This is a genomic window from Bradyrhizobium sp. G127 (assembly GCF_021502575.1).
Taxonomy (GTDB): Bacteria; Pseudomonadota; Alphaproteobacteria; order Rhizobiales; family Xanthobacteraceae; genus Afipia.
Genome location: NZ_JAKFGN010000001.1, coordinates 339,620 through 354,418, shown reverse-complemented (window position 1 = coordinate 354,418; position 14,799 = coordinate 339,620). Strand labels below are relative to the sequence as shown.

Here is a 14,799-nt window from a genome sequence, read left to right as displayed (position 1 = left end):
CTTGCCAAAAAGCGCAGCGGATTCGCCGACCCTCGCCCCAGGCCGCAAGCACGACCGAGACGTTCAATCCCCGCACGAAGCCCAGATCGTCGTCGCCTTCGACGACAACGGCGCGGCGTCGGCTCTGGTCGGTCCCTATGGACAGAACCTCGCCCTGATCGAACGCCGACTCGGCGTGGTTGCCGACTCGCGCGGCAATCACATCACGGTGGCCGGATCGCGCGACGGCTGCGACGCCGCGCGGCGCGTGCTCGAAATGCTCTACGAACAGGCCACGCGCAGTCAGGACGTTGCGCAGGGCGATGTCGAAGGCGCGATCCGCGCCGTCATCGCGCAGGGGTCGCTGTTCGAGTTCGATCCGAAGGCGGCAAAATCGCAATTCGAGGAAATCAACCTGCGCAAGCGCCCGGTACGCGCCCGCACCGCCGCGCAGGATTCCTACATCCGCGCGCTGAAGCGCCACGAGCTTGTTTTCGGTATCGGTCCCGCCGGCACCGGCAAGACCTGGCTTGCGGTGGCGCAGGCCTGTCAGCTGTTCGAGCGCAAGGAAGTCGACCGCATCATCCTGTCACGTCCGGCGGTTGAGGCCGGCGAACGGCTGGGCTTTTTGCCGGGCGACATGCGCGAGAAGGTCGATCCTTACCTGCGGCCGATCTACGACGCGCTGTACGACCTGATGGATTCGCGCGTGGTCGAACGCGGACTGCAAAGCGGCGAAATCGAAATCGCGCCGCTGGCCTTCATGCGCGGCCGCACGCTCGCCAACGCGGCGATCATCCTCGACGAGGCGCAGAACACCACATCGATGCAGATGAAGATGTTCCTGACGCGATTGGGCGAGAACAGCCGCATGATTATCACCGGCGATCCGAGCCAGGTCGATCTGCCCAACGGCCAACCGTCCGGTCTGGCGGAAGCCGCCAAGCTGCTCGACGGCGTCGAGGGCATCGCGCAGGTGAAATTCACCGCGCAGGACGTGATCCGCCACGAGCTGGTGGCGCGGATCGTCGCTGCCTACGAAGGCACGCCGAAGCAGAACGGCGCCGGCAAGCCCTGATGTATTGCTATCGATGACACCAACCGAGCCGACCGACACCATCGAACACCCGTTCAGCGAACTAAGATCTTTCATCATGACGCCCGCCGACATTCCCGCGACCGAGATTCTAGTCACGGCTGACTGCTGGCACCGCGAGAGCGGCGCGGAGAGCGCGATCCATCGCGCCGTTGAGGCCGCCGCCGCGATGGTCGACGCCGACACCGCCGGTGCGGAACTTGCGATCATGCTGACCGACGACGCCGGCATCCGCACGCTGAACAAGAACTGGCGCGGCATCGACAAGCCGACCAACGTGCTGTCGTTCCCGGCGCTGCAGCCGGAAGGCGCCAAGGATGACGACGACGCGCCGCGGATGCTGGGCGACATCGCGATCGCCTATGAGACCACGCGCTCTGAGGCCGACACCGAACACAAGCCGTTCGATCATCACCTCAGCCATCTGGCGGTTCACGGCTTCCTGCATCTGGTCGGCTACGATCACGAGAACGACGACGACGCCGAGATCATGGAAGGTCTCGAACGCGATATTCTTGCGCAGCTCGGGATTCCCGATCCGTATGCGCACGACGATCAGGTGACTTAGGTGCCAGACTCCGACACGGACAAATCCGACGCGCCGCAATCCCACGGCAACCTTCCGGTGCCGGTGCACCACGGCGAGGTGCTGCGCCCGTCGTCCGAACTGTGGCTGATGCGCGCCCTGCGTTCGCTGTTCGGATGGAAGGCCGGATCGGCGCGCGCCGATCTGCAGGTGGTGCTCGACGCCACCGCGCCCGACGAGACCAGCTTCACCACCGTCGAGCGCACCATGCTGCGCAATATCCTGGGCCTGCACGAGCGGCGCATCGCCGACGTCATGGTGCCGCGCGGCGACATCGTCGCGGTCAAGCGGGACATATCTCTCGGCGAACTGATGAGCTTGTTCGAAAGCGCGGCCCATTCGCGCCTCGTGGTCTACAACGACACGCTCGACGACCCCGAAGGCTTCGTCCATATCCGCGATCTGCTTGCGTTCATCACCGCGAAGGCGAAGGTCCCGGACGAAATCAACGCCAAGCGCAAGAAGCCATTCCCCGCCGGGCTCGATCTGCGCGCGGTGGACCTGCGCATGAAGCTCTCCGACGCCGACATCATGCGCAAGCTGATCTATGTTCCCCCGTCGATGCCCGCGATCGATCTTCTGGCGCAGATGCAGGCGACCCGCATTCACCTCGCGCTGGTGGTGGACGAATACGGCGGCACCGACGGCCTGGTGTCAATCGAGGACATCGTCGAACAGGTGGTCGGCGAAATCGACGACGAGCATGACAGCGACGAAACGCCTTCCGTGGTCAGACAATCCGACGGGTCCTTCATCGCCGACGCGCGCGCAAGTATCGAGGACGTGACGTCGGTGGTGGGCGAGGCCTTCGACACCGGCGAAGCCGGCGAGGATGTCGATACGCTCGGCGGCTATCTGGTCACGCAGGTCGGCCGCCTGCCGGTGCGCGGCGAGATCATTTCCGGGCCTGGCGATTTCGAGATCGAAGTGCTCGACGCCGATCCGCGCCGCGTCAAGCGCGTGCGCATCGGCACGCACAAGGACCGCTCCAACCTGCGCCATCGCGAGACGCGGCGGCGCGAGGCTGCGAACGATGCCGGACAAGCCCCGGTGACCGATCCGGGCAACCCGGCTTCGTCCAACGACGGCGCTGCCAGAGGATGAGGACGACACTTCGTGCCATCGCCTCCGGCATCATCCTGTCATGGGGATGGAAACGCACGTTGCTGGCGCTGATCGCGGGAGCGCTCTCGGCGCTGGCGATGGCGCCGTTCAACGCGTGGCCGATCCTGTTTCTGACAATCCCGGTCATGGTCTGGCTGATCGACGGCGCGGGCGCAGGACGTCTCGGCGGCATTCCCGCCGCCGCACTGAGCGGCTGGTGGTTCGGCTTCGGCTATTTCGTCGCGGGGCTTTACTGGGTGGGCTACGCATTCCTGGTCGATGCGGACACATTCGCCTGGCTGCTGCCGTTTGCGGTGATGGGGCTGCCCGCGCTGCTCGCGCTGTTCATGGCGTTCGGCTTTGCGCTGGCGCGCCTGATCTGGACGGCGGATGCGTTCCGGATTCTCAGTCTCGCGAGCGCGCTCACGGTCAGCGAATGGCTGCGCGGACATATCCTGACCGGCTTTCCGTGGAACACGCTCGGCTATGCGCTGACCGAACCGCTGGCGCTCGCGCAGACCGCTTCGCTGGTCGGCCTGTGGGGCCTGACATTTATCGCCGTTTGTGTCTTCGCGAGTCCCGCCACATTGATCGACGACCGCCAGATCACGCGCCGTCCGTGGCTTGCGATTACGCTCTCTCTTTGCGTTCTCGCCGCGATGGGCGTCTATGGCGCAGCCCGTCTGGCGAGCGAGCCGACGCAGTTCGTCGACAAGGTCAAGCTGCGGCTGATGCAGCCGAACCTGCAGCAGGACGTGAAATTCAATTACGCCGCGCGGCGGATGGTGATGGAGAAATACCTGTCGCTATCCGATCGCGCGACCGGCCCGCAATCGAGCGGCGTGCGCGACGCGACGATTCTGATCTGGCCGGAATCCGCGTTTCCGTTTTTCCTCGCGCGCGAAGCCGACGCCATGGCGCAGATCGCGGGCCTTCTTCCGCAGGGAACGGTGCTGATTACCGGCGCTGTCCGGCCGCCAGATCAGCCCGCCGGGACCCAAGTGACGCGCGCCTATAATTCGATCTACGTCATCGATCACGACGGCACGATCCTGTCGATCTATGACAAGCTGCATCTGGTGCCCTTCGGCGAGTATCTACCGTTTCAATCCGCGATGGAAAAACTCGGCTTCGTGCAGATCACAAAGATGCGCGGCGGATTTATTCCCGGCGACCGGCGGCGGACGATGGCGCTGCCGAATGCGCCGCGCGTGCTGCCGCTGATCTGCTACGAGGCGATTTTTCCCGGCGACATTGTGCCGCGCGACGATCGTCCCGGCTGGATCATCAATCTGACCAACGATGGCTGGTTCGGCATTTCAACCGGTCCCTACCAGCACTTGCAGCAGGCACGGGTCAGAGCGATCGAAGAAGGCTTGCCGGTTGTACGCGCTGCGAACACCGGCATCTCGGCTGTGATCGATCCGCTCGGGCGGATCGTCGCACGGCTCGATCTCGGCAGCGAAGGCGTACTCGACTCCGCATTGCCGAAACCCCTGCAAAATACGACTTTCTCGCGCGTGCAGGATGCACCGGCGGCGATCGCGGTGGCGATAGCGTTCATCTTCATGACCAGACGGCGCGCGAAACCAAAAGCTTTTTAGCGCGTAGCTGTTTTGAAGTGACTTGCACTATTGCACTATTATGCGATTCAGCGAACAATCTCATCCGGTATAATGCAAGTATCGAGAGGTGCCGCCCGAATGCCGCCACAAGGTTTAACGCAGATTATGCAGCATTCGCCGGGCAGGCATTTGACGATGTTATCGCCGGCAGCGTATTCCGAAGCCTTGATTTAATATCCGCGTTCGTACTGCATCCAATTTACAGGAATAGGCGGCTCCAGCAGATGACGACCAAAGCGCCCAATCCCGTCGACAAGTATGTGGGCAGCCGCGTGCGCATGCGGCGGATCATGCTCGGGATGAGCCAGGAAAAACTCGGCGAGTCGCTTGGCCTGACATTCCAGCAGGTGCAGAAATACGAGAAGGGAACCAACCGGATCGGTGCAAGCCGTCTCCAGCAGATTTCCGAAATCCTTCAGGTGCCGGTCTCATTCCTGTTCGAAGGCGGACCTGCAGGCCCCAATGCACTGGCGGGTTTCAGCGAGGCGCAATCGCCTGCTTACGTTTCGGATTTTCTCGCGACCTCCGAGGGGCTGGCGCTGACCCGGGCTTTCACGCGCATCACCGACGCCAAACTTCGCCGCAGCATCGTGGAGCTTGTCGAGCAGATGGCGTCGCGCGAATCCGACGCAAGCTAAATTCCCCGCGCGACGCACGATCGGCAAGGCCATCGCGACGCGGCTGCGACCGGCAAGAGTAAAGACCCATGCCAGACAATGACTCCGCGCCCTTGCGCAAAACGGCCGAGCACGGCCACGGATCATTTTTCGGACGACGCAAGGGCCACAAGCTTCGCAACCATCAGGCCGACCTGATCGACAACCTGCTGCCGCATCTTGCGCTCGATCTCGAATACGCCAACGCATCCGATCCGGGATCGCTGTTCGATTCACCCATCGATGAGTTGCGTCTCGAAATCGGTTTCGGCGGCGGCGAACATCTGATTGCCGAAGCGCTCGCATTTCCGAACACCGGCTTCATCGGCTGCGAGCCTTACGTCAACGGCATGGCGAAAATCCTTGCGCAGATCGAGGCGCACAACATCACGAACATCCGTCTGTTCGCGGGCGACGCCGCCGAGCTTCTGGCATGGGCGAAGCCGTCGAGTCTGGCGCGCATCGATCTGATCCATCCCGATCCGTGGCCGAAGCGGCGGCACTGGAAGCGCCGCTTCGTGCAGGACGCGACGATTTCCGAAATGTCGCGCATTCTCAAACCGGACGGCGAGTTCCGCTTCGTCTGCGACATCGACGATTATTGCGCGTGGACGCTGATGCACATGCAACGCGCGCGGGATTTCCTGTGGACCGCGGAACGCGCCGACGACTGGCGCCTGCCGTGGCCGCGCTACACCATGACGCGATACGGCAAGAAGGCCGCACGCGAAGGACGCAAGGCGGCGTACCTGATTTTCAGACGGCTGAATTCCTAGTCCGGCAGGTTCTTGTCGCGGGTGCGCCAGAAGGCCAGAACGCGCTGGGCCGTTGCAGGAGACAGCCGCTCGTAATTGAGGCGCGCATCTTCAATGTCCGGACCGCCGGGAACCCGCCCCGGTCCGAGCCGCAGCACCACCAGCGCGCGCACGGTGGACCATGCCAGCCCGATTGATTTTGCGAGCAGCAGAACGGGATCGTAGCGATCGCCCTGCACCAGTTGATGAACCACCGACAGCCGCATGCTGGTCAGCGCCGCGAACGCCGCAATCGTTTCCTCGTATTTGTGCTGCCTGGCGAAGTCGAGTAGCGCCGCTTCGTTAAGTCCGCCGGCATTGCGCAAAGCCATGACGGCGCGCTGTGCGGGTTCGAAATCGCGGGCCTGCGGCTGCGGCGTCTTCGGCGCGCCGGAAATCTCGTTGATCGCCTGATGGATCGCGGCCTTCTGCTTCGGCTTCGCAGCCTCAAGCAGACGGCGGCGGACGATGTCGACCGACTTCGACAGCAACTGCTTCAGCGAAGCCGCCGGAAGATCCTCGCGCTGGCCGACGGTGACCGCCAGCATGCCGTCGTCGGTGGCGCGGTTCACCAGCCCCGAATAGCCGTCATCGGAAAACTGCGCGCCGGCATTGGCCGCCACACTGCGCACCACGTTGCGGTCGCCGCGGCGGACGATCACATCGGTCACCGACGGCGAGAGCGTGGGTCGTCCGGAAATTGCCGCCAGATGTTCCTGGCCCTTGCCCTGTGCAATATCGACCAACGTCGGATCATCGAGCAGCGGCGACTTGCTCAAAATGGGACCTGCGATCTTGATTTCGTTTTCGCGCGCCAGTTGCTTCACCAGCGTCGGCGGCGCGTTGTCCATCGTCGCCAGCCGCTCCGCCAGATCGGCGCGGGTCTCGACCTCCGTCGCCGGCACCAGACCGACCAGAATATCGTCGAACAGCGCGACATGCTGGGTCTCGAAATTCGCCGCCCCTTGCAGGAACAGGTCCGAAATCCGCTCGATCGCTTCCGCCCGCCTCTCGGGGGTGCCGTGCTTGACGATGTCGTCAAGTTCCGGAATCAGGGAAAAGGCCGTTGCCATTCGTTTCTCAGATCATCGCTGGCCGCGGCGGTTTACCGGTGCGCCATGGCTCCTCCGGGGAGCCATGGAACCCTAGGCCTGCCGGGTGAATGAACGGTTAGCCGGAAAGCTCGCTTTGGACGGTAGCGGCCGAAAAGAGGCCTCCGGCCGCCAAAATGCCGATGGCCGGCACGGCATCGCTGCCGTTTCAACGAATTAGGCCGCTGCCTGTCCTGAAAAGCCGGCCGCGCAATCGGCGGCCGGGAGCGCGGAAGGCCTTGCCGCACAGGCCAAAAACGTCTATATCCGCGGCAACTGATAAATTCTCATACGCGCATGTAGGAGAGTGGGCCCCGCGGGACCCGCTCTTTTTTATTACCTCATGACACGCGCCGCATGTCGCGGCCGGACCGCCAACCGCAAGAGTGCTTTCGATCCTGGACATGACCGCTTCCAACGACGCCTTTGATGCCGAGCTGCTTGCCGAACCGCGCCTTGTGGTCGAGCCGGGCGTCGCCGCGCGCGTGGCGACCGTTGCGGCACCGGTGCTGGAAGGCATGGGCTACCGGCTGGTGCGGATCAAGGTGTCGGGCGAAGCCGGCTGCACGGTGCAGATCATGGCGGAGCGGCCCGACGGCACCATGCAGATCGAGGATTGCGAGGCGATCTCCAAGGCGCTTTCGCCGGTGATGGATATCGCCGATCCGATCCAGCGCGCCTATCGCCTCGAAATTTCATCTCCTGGCATCGACCGGCCGCTGGTCCGCCGTACCGATTTCGAACGTTACGCAGGACATCTGGTGAAAATCGAGATGGCCGTGCTGCATGAAGGCCGCAAACGGTTCCGCGGCAAGCTCGACGGCGTCGAAGGCAACGGCATCAGGATCATCCGCGACGACGTGCGCGCCGACCAGGACCCGCTTGTGATCCTGACGATGGAAGACATTGCGAGCGCCAACCTGGTTCTGACCGATGAGTTGATCGCGGAATCGATGCGCCGGGGCAAATCGGCCGCGCGCGAGATCAAGGAAGAACTCGGCCTCGCGCCGCCGCCGCCGGAGCACGCCAAGAAGGCGCGGGCCGAACTGCCGATTTCCAAGAGTTTCAAGCCCAAGCCGAAACCCAAGCCGAAACCCACCAATACCAAGGAACACCGCCTCGCCGCTGAAAAGAAAAAGCGCGCAGGCACATCGGACCACCACGAAGGAGAGTAAGTCATGGCCGCTGTCAGCGCCAATAAACTCGAACTGCTGCAGATCGCCGACGCCGTCGCGCGCGAAAAGTCGATCGACCGCGGAATCGTGATCGCGGCGATGGAAGACGCCATCGCGAAAGCCGCCCGCGCCCGCTACGGCAGCGAAACCGACGTGCATGCCGAGATTCATCCCAAGACCGGCCAGTTGCAGCTCACCCGCCACATGCTGGTGGTCGAGCTGGTCGAGAATTCCGCCAACCAGATTTCCCTGAAGGACGCGCAGCGCGCCAATCCCGGCGCGCAGATCGGCGACACCATCGCCGACACGCTGCCGCCGCTGGAATACGGCCGCATCGCCGCGCAGAGCGCCAAGCAGGTGATCGTGCAGAAGGTGCGCGAGGCCGAGCGCGACCGGCAGTATCAGGAATTCAAGGACCGCATCGGCGAGATCGTCAACGGCGTGGTCAAGCGCGTCGAATACGGCAGCGTCATTGTCGATCTGGGCCGCGGCGAAGCCATCGTGCGGCGCGATGAAATGCTGCCGCGCGAAGTATTCCGCAACGGCGACCGCGTGCGCTCGTATATCTTCGACGTCCGCCGCGAAACCCGCGGGCCGCAGATCTTTCTTTCCCGCACCCATCCGCAGTTCATGGCGAAGCTGTTCGCGCAGGAAGTTCCGGAAATCTACGACGGCATCGTCGAGATCAAGGCGGTGGCCCGCGATCCGGGTTCGCGCGCCAAGATCGGCGTAATTTCCCGCGATTCCTCGGTCGATCCGGTCGGCGCCTGCGTCGGCATGCGCGGCTCGCGCGTGCAGGCCGTGGTCAATGAGTTGCAGGGCGAGAAGATCGACATCATTCCGTGGTCGCCGGACATCGCCACCTTCGTGGTCAACGCGCTGGCCCCCGCCGAAGTCGCGAAAGTCGTCATCGACGAAGACCGCGAACGCATTGAAGTCGTGGTGCCCGATACCCAATTATCCCTTGCGATCGGCCGCCGCGGCCAGAACGTCCGTCTGGCCTCGCAGCTCACCGGCTGGGATATCGACATTCTGACCGAGCAGGAAGAATCGGAACGCCGTCAGGCCGACTTCGAGAACTCCACCCGCGTCTTCATGGAAGCCCTCAACGTCGATGAAGTCGTCGGCCAGTTGCTGGCGTCCGAGGGATTCGGTTCGGTCGAGGATCTGGCGCTGGTGGACCCGCGGGAACTCACCAGCATCGAGGGCTTCGATGAGGAAACCGCCAACGAGCTGCAGAGCCGTGCCCGGGAATATCTTGAACAGCTCGAGTCCGAACTCGAAGCAAAGCGAAAGGAACTGGGCGTGGAAGACGCTTTAACAACCGTGCCGGGCGTGACCTCGAAGATGCTGGTCAAGTTCGGCGAGAACGATATCAAGACCGTCGAGGATCTCGCGGGCTGCGCCACCGACGACCTCGTGGGTTGGGTGGAACGCAAGGACGGCGAGACAACCAAGCATCCGGGCATTCTCGATGCGAACGAGATCTCGCGCGAGGACGCCGAAGCCCTGATCATGCAGGCGCGCGTCACCGCCGGCTGGATCACCGAAGCCGATCTCGCCAAGAAATCCGAGGAAGCGCCCGCTTCCGAAGAAAATCCGGCTTGAACGAGAATGACGCGGTCTTCGGACAACATCATGCTCATCAAGAGTTAAAGGAAATGCCCCGCGCATGCTTGCCATTGCTGATCCAGCAGATCTCGACCACGGGCCCCGGACCAAGTCCGGGACCGAGCGGATGTGCGCGGTCACGCGGCAAGTCGCGGGGATCGACGATCTGATCCGCTTCGTCGTCTCGCCCGCCGGCGAGCCGGTCCCGGATCTGAAGCGCAAGCTGCCCGGACGCGGATTGTGGGTCTCGCTGTCCCACGCCGCGGTTGCGGAAGCCGCCCGGCGCAATGTTTTCGCAAAGAGTTTCAAGCGCGACGTCCACGTGTCCAGGACACTGGCCGACGATGTCGAGCGGATGATGGTCCGGAGTGTGGCCGAGGCCCTCGCCATGGCCGCAAAGGCGGGCCAGGTGGTGTCGGGGTTCTCCAAGGTCGAAAGCGCGATCGAAGGGCGGCAGGCTGTCGCCCTGATTCACGCCACCGACGGCGCGCCGGACGGAATTCGCAAGCTGAATGCCAAACTGGCCGCCATCATGCGGGAAAACGCCGCGGAATCAGTGGATTTGCCCATTGTCAGCGTCCTGAGCAGCGATGAATTGGATTTGGCACTCGGGCGGGCAAATGTGGTACATGCTGCCCTGCTCGCGGGCTCGGCAGGCAAAACCTTCCTCGCGCGTTGCCAGACGCTCACCCGATTCCGGATGACCGGCGGCGGCAACAGCGGCGGGACGGACAAGACGATTTAGAGCATCGCCGGCACGGCCGGCATGCGAGCAACGAACGAGATTGGGACTGTTGAATGGCTGATACGAAAAATCCTGGCGACAAACCGCTGAGCGTCGGTACGAAAACTCTGTCGCTGAAACCGCGCACAGAGACCGGCGTGGTGCGCCAGAGTTTCAGTCACGGCCGCACCAAGCAGGTGGTGGTCGAGAAGAAGACCAAGCGACGCCTTGCCGGCGATCCCGCGCCTGCGGCTGAAGCGCCGGTTTCCGCGCCGGCCGCTCCTGTCGCGCCGGTGAAGGCTGCGCCGCGCCCCGAGCCCGCACGTCCGGCCTCGCGCACATCGGGCGTCGTGCTGCGCACGCTGACCGAAGACGAACAGAGCGCGCGCGCCAGCGCGCTTGCCGACGCGCGCGTGCGCGAGGAAGAAGAGCGCCGCGCCGCCGAAGCAGAAGCCGCCCGCCGCAACACCAAGGAATTCAAGGAACAGCAGGAGCGCGAAGCCGCCGAAGCCCGCAAGAAGGCCGAGGAAGAACGCCATCGCGCCGAGGAAGAAGCCAAGGCCCGCGCCGAGCGTGAAGCCAACAAGCGCACCGAAGCCGCCGCCAAGGCAGCCGCCTCTCCCGCGAAAGCGCCGAGCACCCCTGCCCGGCCTGCGGCCGTGGCGGCCGACGGCTCCGACGATGATGAAGCGCCGCGCATGGTTCGCCGCCCCGGTGGCGGCGTTGCGCGGCCTGTGGTCGCGGCCAAACCCACCGCCAAGCCTGCGCCCGCCAAGCAGCGCGGCCGCCTGACCCTCTCCACCGCGCTGAACGCCGACGAAGTGCGCGAGCGCTCGATCGCCTCGTTCCGCCGCCGCACCCAGCGCCTCAAGGGCCATGCGTCCAACGAGCCGAAGGAAAAGCTGATCCGCGAAGTCACGATTCCGGAAGCCATCACCATCCAGGAACTCGCCAACCGCATGACCGAACGCGCGGTGGACGTGATCCGCCTGCTGATGAAGCAGGGCGCGATGCACAAGATCACCGACGTGATCGATGCCGATACCGCGCAGCTGATCGCCGAGGAAATGGGCCACACCGTCAAGCGCGTTGCCGCGTCTGACGTGGAAGAAGGCCTGTTCGACGTCGCCGAGGATCATGCCTCGGATACCACGCCGCGTCCGCCGGTCGTCACCGTGATGGGCCACGTCGACCACGGCAAGACCTCGCTGCTCGACGCGCTGCGCCACGCCAACGTTGTCAGCGGCGAAGCCGGCGGCATCACCCAGCATATCGGCGCCTATCAGGTCACCTCGCCGGAGAGCGGCAAGAAGATCACCTTCATCGACACCCCCGGCCACGCCGCGTTCACCGCGATGCGCGCCCGCGGCGCCAAGGTCACCGACATCGTCATCCTCGTGGTGGCGGCCGACGACGGCGTCATGCCGCAGACCATCGAAGCCATCAACCACGCCAAGGCGGCGGGCGTTCCGATGATCGTGGCGATCAACAAGATCGACAAGCCGGACGCCAAGCCGGAGCGCGTGCGCACCGAACTGCTGCAGCATGAAGTGCAGGTCGAATCCTTCGGCGGCGAAGTGGTCGACGTGGAAGTGTCCGCGAAGAACAAGACCAACCTCGACAAGCTCCTGGAAATGATTGCGCTGCAGGCCGATCTACTCGACCTGAAGACCAATCCGGACCGTCCGGCCGAAGGCACCGTGATCGAAGCCAAGCTCGATCGCGGCCGCGGTCCGGTGGCCACCGTGCTGGTTCAGCGCGGCACGCTCAGGGTCGGCGACATCATCGTGGCCGGCGCCGAAATGGGCCGTGTCCGCGCGCTGATCAACGATCAGGGCGAAACCGTGCAGGAAGCCGGCCCTTCGGTGCCGGTCGAAGTGCTCGGCTTCAACGGCCCGCCGGAAGCCGGCGATCGCCTTGCCGTGGTCGAGAACGAAGCCCGCGCCCGTCAGGTCACGGATTATCGCGCCCATCAGAAGCGCGAGAAGACCGCAGCCTCCTCCGGCATGCGCGGTTCGCTCGAGCAGATGATGAGCCAGCTCAAGACCACGGGCCGCAAGGACTTCCCGCTGGTCATCAAGGCCGACGTGCAGGGTTCGCTCGAAGCCATTCTGGGATCGCTGGAGAAGCTCGGCACCGACGAAGTCGCCGCGCGCATCCTTCATGCGGGCGTCGGCGGCATCTCGGAATCCGACGTTACGCTGGCGGAAGGTTTCAACGCCGCCATCATCGGCTTCAGCGTGCGCGCCAACAAGGAAGCGGCCGCGCTCGCCAAGCGCAACGGCATCGAGATCCGCTACTACAACATCATCTACGATCTCGTGGATGACGTGAAGAAGGCGATGTCCGGCCTGCTCGCGCCGACCCTGCGCGAAACCATGCTCGGCAACGCCCAGATCCTCGAAGTGTTCAACATTTCGAAGGTCGGCAAGATCGCGGGCTGCCGCGTCACCGACGGAAGCGTGGAACGCGGCGCGAATGTGCGCCTGATCCGCGACAACGTGGTCGTGCACGAAGGCAAACTCTCGACGCTGAAGCGCTTCAAGGACGAAGTGAAGGAAGTGCAGTCCGGTCAGGAATGCGGCATGGCATTCGAGAACTATCAGGACATGCGCGTCGGCGACGTTATCGAGTGTTATCGCGTGGAGACCATTCAGCGCTCCTTGTAAGTCCAAGTCTTACAGGCGCGCTGAATAATACGGGACGTCATGCCCGCGCTTGTCGCGGGCATCCACGTCTTCTCTAAGTTTCACAGCAAGGACGTGGATGGCCGGGACAAGCCCGGCCATGACGAATTAATTTTCGGCAAGGACCATCATGGCAACTCGCAAGAAGGACAGCGACCCGCGCGGCGGTACGACCGGCGCCTCGCAGCGCCAGTTGCGCGTCGGCGAAATCATCCGCCACGCCATCGCGGATATTCTCACGCAGGGCGGCGTGCACGATCCCGCGCTCGAAGGCCACATCATCACGGTGCCGGAAGTGCGGATGTCGCCCGACCTGAAACTCGCGACCATCTACGTGATGCCGCTCGGCGGACGCGGCATCGACGACGTGATCGCGGCGCTCGAGCGCAACAAGAAGTTCCTCCGCGGCGAAGTCGCGCATCGCGTTAACTTAAAATTTGCGCCTGATCTTCGCTTCCGCGTTGACGAACGATTCGACGAAGCAGAACGGATCGAGAAATTACTGAGAACACCCGCGGTTCAAAAAGACCTCAAGACAGATTCGGACCAAGACTGATGAATGTGACCACTCCAGACAGCGTGATCGAACCGCAAATCGCCGATTCGAATGCGCCTGCCGAAAATAAATTTTCCGATGTTTCTGCAACGGGCGGCGCGCGGCCGAACGATCCGCGCCAGCAGCAGGGCGGCAAGCCACCGCGCCAGGGCGGCCAGCAGAAACGCGACCGCCGTGACGTTCACGGCTGGGTGTGCCTCGACAAGCCGGTCGGCATGACCTCGACCCACGCGGTCGCCGTGCTCAAGCGTCTGTTCAATGCCAAGCGCGCGGGCCATGCCGGCACTCTCGATCCGCTGGCCTCCGGCGGATTGCCCATCGCGCTCGGCGAAGCCACCAAGACGGTTCCCTTCGTGATGGATGGCCGCAAGCGCTATCGCTTCACGGTGTGCTGGGGCGAAGAACGCGACACCGACGACACCGAGGGCCGCGTCACCCAGTCCAGCCCCAATCGGCCGACGCCCGAGGCAATCCGGGCGCTGCTGCCGCAGTTCACGGGAACCATCGAACAGACCCCGCCGCAATATTCCGCCATCAAGATCCAGGGCGAGCGGGCCTATGACCTCGCCCGCGATGGCGAAGTCGTAGCGCTGGCCCCCCGCCCGGTCGAGATTCACGAATTAACCCTTGTGGAACAACTGGATAACGACCGTTCGGTGTTTGAGGCCGAGTGCGGCAAGGGCACCTATGTCCGGGCCCTGGCCCGCGATATGGGCCGGATTCTGGGGTGTTTTGGCCATATCTGCGCGCTCCGGCGCACGCTGTGCGGCCCTTTCACTGAAGAAGACATGATTCCGCTGGCAGATCTGGAGGCTTTGTGCGATAGAGCCGCGTCTGGCGAGGGCAGCCTCGCCGACGCGCTTTTGCCCGTTGAGACCGCGCTGGACGACATCCCGGCACTGGCCGTCACACGGGCTGATGCCGCAAGGCTCCACAGGGGCCAGGCGGTTTTGTTGCGCGGACGGGATGCGCCAATTTCAAACGGCACAGTCTATGTCACCGTCGGAGGAAGGCTTCTGGCCCTCGCCGAACTTGGCAATGGCGAACTCATCCCCAAGCGCGTGTTCAACCTGAACGGACTGACTGCCAGTCCGGTTCGCAAAGAAGGTGTTTGA

The 14,799-nt window shown here is 63.8% G+C and carries 13 protein-coding genes; 12 read left to right on the top strand and 1 reads right to left on the bottom strand.

The window, feature by feature from the left end; translation table 11 throughout:
• Window position 1: 1 nt before the first annotated feature.
• The 6 genes from LVY71_RS01745 (at window position 2) to trmB (ending at window position 5,822) form a co-directional block, all read left to right on the top strand.
• On the top strand, window positions 2–1,057 hold the full coding sequence (locus LVY71_RS01745) for a PhoH family protein (RefSeq protein WP_235097592.1): 1,056 nt from the start codon (window positions 2–4) through the stop codon (window positions 1,055–1,057).
• A 76-nt stretch (window positions 1,058–1,133) separates the two neighbouring features.
• On the top strand, window positions 1,134–1,643 hold the full coding sequence (gene ybeY / locus LVY71_RS01740) for an rRNA maturation RNase YbeY (protein WP_235099983.1): 510 nt from the start codon (window positions 1,134–1,136) through the stop codon (window positions 1,641–1,643).
• A complete protein-coding gene (locus tag LVY71_RS01735; protein WP_235097590.1) occupies window positions 1,644–2,765 on the top strand; it encodes a hemolysin family protein in 1,122 nt (373 codons plus the stop codon). It begins immediately after the preceding gene.
• Window positions 2,762–4,369: an apolipoprotein N-acyltransferase gene (gene lnt, locus LVY71_RS01730; RefSeq protein WP_235097588.1), complete on the top strand. Its 1,608-nt coding sequence runs from the start codon at window positions 2,762–2,764 to the stop codon at window positions 4,367–4,369. The genes LVY71_RS01735 and lnt overlap by 4 nt, the downstream gene beginning before the upstream one ends.
• A gap of 245 nt (window positions 4,370–4,614) precedes the next feature.
• The gene (locus LVY71_RS01725) at window positions 4,615–5,028 is read left to right on the top strand and encodes a helix-turn-helix domain-containing protein (RefSeq protein ID WP_235097587.1); all 414 of its coding nucleotides are present in this window, start codon (window positions 4,615–4,617) and stop codon (window positions 5,026–5,028) included.
• A gap of 68 nt (window positions 5,029–5,096) precedes the next feature.
• A complete protein-coding gene (gene trmB, locus LVY71_RS01720) occupies window positions 5,097–5,822 on the top strand; it encodes a tRNA (guanosine(46)-N7)-methyltransferase TrmB (RefSeq protein WP_235097584.1) in 726 nt (241 codons plus the stop codon).
• On the opposite strand, the gene LVY71_RS01715 is transcribed toward trmB, so the two are convergent.
• On the bottom strand, window positions 5,819–6,913 hold the full coding sequence (locus LVY71_RS01715; RefSeq protein WP_235097581.1) for a DUF2336 domain-containing protein: 1,095 nt from the start codon (window positions 6,911–6,913) through the stop codon (window positions 5,819–5,821). The genes trmB and LVY71_RS01715 overlap by 4 nt on opposite strands.
• Window positions 6,914–7,335: 422 nt before the next feature.
• Here LVY71_RS01715 and rimP point away from each other — a divergent pair, with 422 nt between their 5' ends.
• The 6 genes from rimP (at window position 7,336) to truB (ending at window position 14,799) form a co-directional block, all read left to right on the top strand.
• Window positions 7,336–8,106 carry a ribosome maturation factor RimP gene (gene rimP, locus LVY71_RS01710; RefSeq protein ID WP_235097579.1) on the top strand — a complete coding sequence of 257 codons (771 nt, stop codon included), beginning with the start codon at window positions 7,336–7,338 and terminating at the stop codon, window positions 8,104–8,106.
• Window positions 8,107–8,109: 3 nt separating this feature from the next.
• A complete protein-coding gene (gene nusA / locus LVY71_RS01705; protein ID WP_235097577.1) occupies window positions 8,110–9,714 on the top strand; it encodes a transcription termination factor NusA in 1,605 nt (534 codons plus the stop codon).
• A 64-nt stretch (window positions 9,715–9,778) separates the two neighbouring features.
• Window positions 9,779–10,462, top strand: coding sequence for an RNA-binding protein (locus LVY71_RS01700; protein ID WP_235097575.1), 684 nt, complete (start codon window positions 9,779–9,781; stop codon window positions 10,460–10,462).
• Between the two features lie 53 nt (window positions 10,463–10,515).
• On the top strand, window positions 10,516–13,110 hold the full coding sequence (gene infB / locus LVY71_RS01695; protein WP_235097573.1) for a translation initiation factor IF-2: 2,595 nt from the start codon (window positions 10,516–10,518) through the stop codon (window positions 13,108–13,110).
• 148 nt (window positions 13,111–13,258) lie between these two features.
• Window positions 13,259–13,684 (top strand): 30S ribosome-binding factor RbfA, encoded by a 426-nt coding sequence (gene rbfA, locus LVY71_RS01690; RefSeq protein WP_235097571.1) that lies wholly within the window; start codon window positions 13,259–13,261, stop codon window positions 13,682–13,684.
• Window positions 13,684–14,799, top strand: coding sequence for a tRNA pseudouridine(55) synthase TruB (gene truB / locus LVY71_RS01685; RefSeq protein WP_235097569.1), 1,116 nt, complete (start codon window positions 13,684–13,686; stop codon window positions 14,797–14,799). The genes rbfA and truB overlap by 1 nt, the downstream gene beginning before the upstream one ends.

What these genes read in the sequence shown, in the direction of transcription:
- lnt (WP_235097588.1), top strand. Translation starts at nt 2,762, where the DNA reads ATGAGGACGACACTTCGTGCCATCGCCTCCGGCATCATCCTGTCATGG.
- rimP (WP_235097579.1), top strand. Translation starts at nt 7,336, where the DNA reads ATGACCGCTTCCAACGACGCCTTTGATGCCGAGCTGCTTGCCGAACCG.
- rbfA (WP_235097571.1), top strand. Translation starts at nt 13,259, where the DNA reads ATGGCAACTCGCAAGAAGGACAGCGACCCGCGCGGCGGTACGACCGGC.
- trmB (WP_235097584.1), top strand. Translation starts at nt 5,097, where the DNA reads ATGCCAGACAATGACTCCGCGCCCTTGCGCAAAACGGCCGAGCACGGC.
- LVY71_RS01700 (WP_235097575.1), top strand. Translation starts at nt 9,779, where the DNA reads ATGCTTGCCATTGCTGATCCAGCAGATCTCGACCACGGGCCCCGGACC.
- LVY71_RS01715 (WP_235097581.1), bottom strand. Translation starts at nt 6,913, where the DNA reads ATGGCAACGGCCTTTTCCCTGATTCCGGAACTTGACGACATCGTCAAG.
- ybeY (WP_235099983.1), top strand. Translation starts at nt 1,134, where the DNA reads ATGACGCCCGCCGACATTCCCGCGACCGAGATTCTAGTCACGGCTGAC.
- LVY71_RS01725 (WP_235097587.1), top strand. Translation starts at nt 4,615, where the DNA reads ATGACGACCAAAGCGCCCAATCCCGTCGACAAGTATGTGGGCAGCCGC.
- truB (WP_235097569.1), top strand. Translation starts at nt 13,684, where the DNA reads ATGAATGTGACCACTCCAGACAGCGTGATCGAACCGCAAATCGCCGAT.
- infB (WP_235097573.1), top strand. Translation starts at nt 10,516, where the DNA reads ATGGCTGATACGAAAAATCCTGGCGACAAACCGCTGAGCGTCGGTACG.
- nusA (WP_235097577.1), top strand. Translation starts at nt 8,110, where the DNA reads ATGGCCGCTGTCAGCGCCAATAAACTCGAACTGCTGCAGATCGCCGAC.